The sequence below is a fragment of the Cetobacterium sp. genome (assembly GCF_048470075.1).
Taxonomy (GTDB): domain Bacteria; phylum Fusobacteriota; class Fusobacteriia; order Fusobacteriales; family Fusobacteriaceae; genus Cetobacterium_A.
The window spans coordinates 1-4,858 of sequence record NZ_DBGBQB010000268.1; the positions used below are offsets into that span (position 1 = coordinate 1).

Below are 4,858 nucleotides of genomic sequence, written 5' to 3' on the forward strand. Positions count from 1 at the left end.
GGTATAAAGTTTCACCTTGAATCTCTGTTTTATTAATAACATGCCAATTGTTTTCCAAAAGGAAATCTAGCATATCTTTAGAAAATTTGGAAAGTATATATTTAGTTGAAGTTAAATCTAATTCATTGAAGGTATTAAAAAAAATAGGGTTTACATACTCACCAAAGAGTTTTTTAACTCCAAGTAGAGAGATAGAGTCTGCCTTTACTCCAACATTAAGAATCCCTTCAAGTTTTCTACAAAAAGAGATAATCTCTGTATAAAAGCTTTGAATATCCTTTGGTGAAAGATTGGAAAAAGAGCTTAACCTCTTATAGATCGCTACTTCTCTTTCAGGAACATACACTCTAGTTTTATTTTTAGATTTTGTTAAACCCACTTGATGGACTATCTCCATTCTTTTTAAAATTAACTCTATAATTTTTTTATCAACTTCATCAATCTCTGCTCTTAATTTATTAATATCACCTGTAATTTTAATCACCCATTTCATGAACATTATCAATACATATTCTATAATATAAAGGTGTCAAAATCAAATAAATATTGAAATATAGTGAAAAATCTTATAGAATGAGATATTGAAATATTTTAAAATAAATAAAGTTTCAGGAGGAAAATTATGAAGTTTTTTTCTTTGAATAAAAAGAAGTATGCAACTTTAACTGTTAAAGAAAATAAATCAGAAAATAAAAAAGTTGAAGAAAAAGAGGAAACAATAATAAAAAAAACAAAAATAACAGGCCTTTGGGAAAAATGTCCTGAGTGTCATGAGATTGTTTATAAAAATGATATTGAGCAAAATTTACAAAAATGTCCACATTGTGATTATTACTTCTCAATGAGTGCAAAAGAAAGAGTTGCACTGTTAATAGATGAGGATACCTTTCAAGAGATGGATAAAAATTTGACTTCAGAAAACCCATTAGATTTCCCAGGATATAAGGAAAAGTATGATGCCGCAGTAGAAAAAACAGGAATGTTAGAGGGTGTTGTAGCAGGAATTGGAGATATTTTTGGAATAAAAGTAAGTATAGCAGTTATGGACTTTGAGTTCTTAGGTGGAAGTATGGGATCTGTAGTGGGAGAGAAGATAACAAGAGCTATAGAAAGAGGGATAAAATTTAAAATGCCAGTTGTAATCGTAGCTTCTTCTGGAGGAGCTAGAATGCATGAGGGTATTTTATCATTGATGCAGATGGCAAAAACATCAGCTGCTTTGGAGAGATTAAGAGAGGCTGGATTACCATTTATATCGATTCCAGTTAATCCAACAACAGGAGGAGTAACAGCATCTTTTGCAATGCTAGGAGATATCATTATGACAGAACCAGATGCACTGATTGGTTTTGCTGGTCAAAGAGTAATAGAGCAAACAATAAAACAGAAGTTACCTAATGGATTCCAAAGAAGTGAGTTTTTACAAGAGTGTGGAATGGTAGACGTAATAACAAAAAGAGAGGATATGAAGAGAACTCTTCATAAAATTTTAGATAATATCATCTAGAAAGAGTTTAGTTATAGGAGAGTGTCATGAAATTTAATAGCGAAATTTTAGATTTAGAAACTAAAATAGTGGAACTTAAAAATTTTTCAAAAGAAAAGAATATAGATTTGAGTTTAGAGATAGAGAAACTTTCAAAGCAAAGAGATGAGTATTTAAAAGCTGCTTATGAAAATCTAAGTGATTGGGACAGAGTAGCTATAGCACGTCATCCAGAAAGACCATATACTCTGGACTATATAGAAAATATGACAACAGATTTTATAGAGTTACATGGAGATAGATTATGTAAAGATGATGCTGCTATAGTTGGTGGACTATGTAAAATTGATGGAAAAAAAGTTATGATAGTTGGACATCAAAAAGGAAGAACAATTGAGGAGAATATCTTTAGAAACTTTGGAATGGCAAGTCCAGAAGGGTATAGAAAGGCATTAAGACTATTTAAAATGGCTGAAAGATTCTCTATTCCTATAGTTAATCTTATAGATACAGCAGGAGCATATCCAGGGATTGAAGCGGAAAAACATGGACAAGGGGAAGCAATTGCTAGAAATCTTTTAGAGATGGCTGGGATAAAAGTACCTATAATTTCAGTTGTAATAGGAGAGGGTGGATCAGGAGGAGCTCTTGCTCTAGGAGTAGCAGATAAAGTTTATATGCTGGAGAACTCAGTATATTCTGTTATCTCTCCAGAGGGGTGTGCAGCAATTTTATATAAGGATTCATCAAAAGCGGCGGAAGCAGCAAATAATTTAAAAATATCAGGTCAAAGTTTACAAAGTTTAGGTATAATTGACGGTATAATTAAAGAACCTTTAGGTGGGGCTCATAGAGATTATAAGTGTGCAGCAAATGACCTAAAAAGTGTTATTTTATCATCACTTTTAGAGTTATCTAAATTAGATGTAGATACTTTACTAAAAAATAGATATAATAAGTTTAGAAAAATGGGAAGTTTTACAGAGAACTAAATCTAAATTTTAATAGAAAGTGTCGGAGGTGTTGAGCTAATGAAAAAAATAGCGGTTTTAACAAGTGGAGGAGATGCTCCAGGAATGAACGCTGCAGTAAGAGCGGTAGCTAAAGTAGCCTTAGCAAAAGGAATGGAAGTATTTGGTGTAAGAAGGGGATATTTAGGAATGGTACACGATGAGATATTCCAAATGAATGGAAGTCATGTATCAGGAATTATTGATAGAGGTGGAACAGTTCTTTTAACAGCGAGATGTTTAGAGTTTAAAGATCCTAAATTTAGAGCGATAGCAGCTGAAAACCTAAAGAAAAGAGGGATTGAAGGAATCGTTGTTGTAGGGGGAGATGGATCTTATAGAGGTGCAGATCTATTATCTAAAGAGCATGGATTTAAAGTTGTAGGTTTACCTGGAACAATAGATAATGATATAATTGGAACAGATTATACAATTGGTTTTGATACATGCTTAAACACAATATTAGATGCTATGTCAAAATTAAGAGATACAGCAACTTCACACGAAAGAACAATCTTAATGGAAGTTATGGGAAGACATGCTGGTGATTTAGCTCTTCATGCAACATTAGCTGGTGGAGGAGATGGAGTTTTAATACCAGAGATAGATGAGCCAATTGAGATGTTAGCTTATCAAATAAAAGAGAGAAGAAGACAAGGGAAGTTACATGATATAGTTCTTGTAGCTGAAGGTGTTGGAAGTGTTTTTGAAATTGAAAAGCAACTGAAAGAAAAAGTAACAACAGAAGTAAGAAGTGTAGTTTTAGCTCACGTTCAAAGAGGTGGAACACCATCTGGATTTGATAGAGTTTTAGCAACTAAAATGGGAGCAAAAGCTGTAGAACTTCTTGAAGCAGGAGAGGGAGGAGTTATGGTAGGAATTGAAAGTAACGAATTAGTAACTCACCCAATATCATTTGCTTGGGAAGGAAAAAGAAAATACGATATTAGAAAAGACTATGAATTAGCATTAACACTTTGTAAATAGGAGCTGATGAGATTATGATTACAGTTTTAGACGTTGTTAGAAAAGAGAGAAGAAAAAACAAAATAAAAAGAGAAATCGAAGATAATGATAGAAAAATAAGAGACAATAGAAAAAGAGTTGATCTTTTAACAAACTTAAAGGAGTACCTAAAACCTGGAATGACTTATGCAGAGATTATTGATATAATCGAAAACATGAAAGGTGACTATGAGGATAGAGTGGATGACTATATCATCAAAAATGCTGAATTAGGAAAAGAAAGAAGAGAGATTTCAAAAAGCATTAAAGAGATAACTAGAACATTAGCTCAAAAAGCTCCAGTAGAAAAAAAGTAATAAGGAGTTTAGATGGCAACTAAGTCATTAGAGATATTGATAGATGAGTTTAATAGATTACCTGGAATTGGAAGAAAAAGTGCAGTAAGATTAGCTTTTCATGTTTTAGAGATGTCAGACCAAGAGGTTGAGAGATTCTCAAAAGCTTTAAAAGATGTAAAGGAAACTGTAAAAAAATGTTCAGTTTGTGGTAATTTTAGTGAAAATGATATGTGTGACATATGTAGAGATGAGTTTAGAGAAAAAAATGTTATCTGTGTTGTAGAGGATAGTCGTGATATAATTCCTTTGGAAAAAACTAAAAGATATAAAGGGACATATCATGTATTAAATGGAAAGATAGACCCTTTAAATGGTATGACTCCAGATAAACTAAATCTAAAATCATTGTTAGAAAGAGTGGCAAAGGATGAGATAAAAGAGGTGATTCTTGCTTTAAATCCAGATTTAGAGGGAGAGACAACAGCTCTGTATCTAACAAAACTTTTGAAACCATTCGGTATAAAAATAACTAAAATAGCTAGTGGAATTCCAATGGGTGGAAATATAGAGTTTGCTGATGTGGCAACTATATCAAGAGCTTTAGATGGAAGACAGGAGATATAAAAGTTAAAGAAGATATGTTTACACATATCTTCTTTTTTTATTATTGATTTTTAATTGGGTCGATTTTAAATCTAATACCTTTAATATAAAATATCATATATATAAGAAGTAATATACTCAGTAGAAGAATAGAGATAGTGATAGCATTAAATTTTGCAATTAGTATACCTGTAATATAAAAAGCCAATGGAGTGAGACCTAAAGCGGCTATGTTGAAAAAAGAACCAAATTTACCGAGATAGGTCTTATCAATACTTAATCTCATATATGCAAAAATAGGGGTAGTAAGTAGTATATTAATAAAACCACTTAATATAGATGAGAAAGCTATTATAGATATAAAAAAATATGTATTGGAAAAAAATGCAAATAGAATCACTGTAAAAAAAAGAGAAAAAATCTGAAGGATACCATTTAGAAAGATATATTTATAT

Annotated in this window: 7 protein-coding genes; 5 read left to right on the forward strand and 2 right to left on the reverse strand. The window is 31.6% G+C overall.

The genetic code is table 11. The features are described from left to right. Positions 1-493, reverse strand: a 493-nt coding sequence (locus tag ACMOUI_RS09620) for a chorismate mutase (RefSeq protein WP_418965485.1), incomplete at its 3' end; no start/stop codon positions are given. Positions 494-622: 129 nt separating this feature from the next. Here ACMOUI_RS09620 and accD point away from each other — a divergent pair. Genes accD through recR form a run of 5 tightly spaced genes read left to right on the forward strand, consistent with a single transcriptional unit; the run spans position 623 to position 4,424 of the window. Continuing rightward, the gene (gene accD / locus ACMOUI_RS09625) at positions 623-1,507 is read left to right on the forward strand and encodes an acetyl-CoA carboxylase, carboxyltransferase subunit beta (protein WP_418965486.1); all 885 of its coding nucleotides are present in this window, start codon (positions 623-625) and stop codon (positions 1,505-1,507) included. Between the two features lie 26 nt (positions 1,508-1,533). Next, the gene (locus ACMOUI_RS09630) at positions 1,534-2,478 is read left to right on the forward strand and encodes an acetyl-CoA carboxylase carboxyltransferase subunit alpha (protein WP_418965487.1); all 945 of its coding nucleotides are present in this window, start codon (positions 1,534-1,536) and stop codon (positions 2,476-2,478) included. Between the two features lie 39 nt (positions 2,479-2,517). Next, positions 2,518-3,483, forward strand: coding sequence for a 6-phosphofructokinase (pfkA, locus tag ACMOUI_RS09635; RefSeq protein ID WP_418965488.1), 966 nt, complete (start codon positions 2,518-2,520; stop codon positions 3,481-3,483). A 14-nt stretch (positions 3,484-3,497) separates the two neighbouring features. Continuing rightward, positions 3,498-3,818, forward strand: a complete 321-nt coding sequence (locus ACMOUI_RS09640; RefSeq protein WP_023051011.1) for a DUF496 family protein — start codon at positions 3,498-3,500, stop codon at positions 3,816-3,818. Between the two features lie 12 nt (positions 3,819-3,830). Further along, the gene (gene recR / locus ACMOUI_RS09645; protein WP_418965489.1) at positions 3,831-4,424 is read left to right on the forward strand and encodes a recombination mediator RecR; all 594 of its coding nucleotides are present in this window, start codon (positions 3,831-3,833) and stop codon (positions 4,422-4,424) included. A gap of 40 nt (positions 4,425-4,464) precedes the next feature. Here the strand turns inward: recR and ACMOUI_RS09650 are convergent. After that, a partial coding sequence (locus tag ACMOUI_RS09650) for a hypothetical protein (RefSeq protein WP_418965490.1) occupies positions 4,465-4,858 on the reverse strand: 394 nt, incomplete at its 5' end.

Excerpts from the sequence above, each read along its gene's own strand:
- accD (WP_418965486.1), top strand. The coding sequence starts at position 623 with ATGAAGTTTTTTTCTTTGAATAAAAAGAAGTATGCAACTTTAACTGTT.
- pfkA (WP_418965488.1), top strand. The coding sequence starts at position 2,518 with ATGAAAAAAATAGCGGTTTTAACAAGTGGAGGAGATGCTCCAGGAATG.
- recR (WP_418965489.1), top strand. The coding sequence starts at position 3,831 with ATGGCAACTAAGTCATTAGAGATATTGATAGATGAGTTTAATAGATTA.
- ACMOUI_RS09630 (WP_418965487.1), top strand. The coding sequence starts at position 1,534 with ATGAAATTTAATAGCGAAATTTTAGATTTAGAAACTAAAATAGTGGAA.
- ACMOUI_RS09640 (WP_023051011.1), top strand. The coding sequence starts at position 3,498 with ATGATTACAGTTTTAGACGTTGTTAGAAAAGAGAGAAGAAAAAACAAA.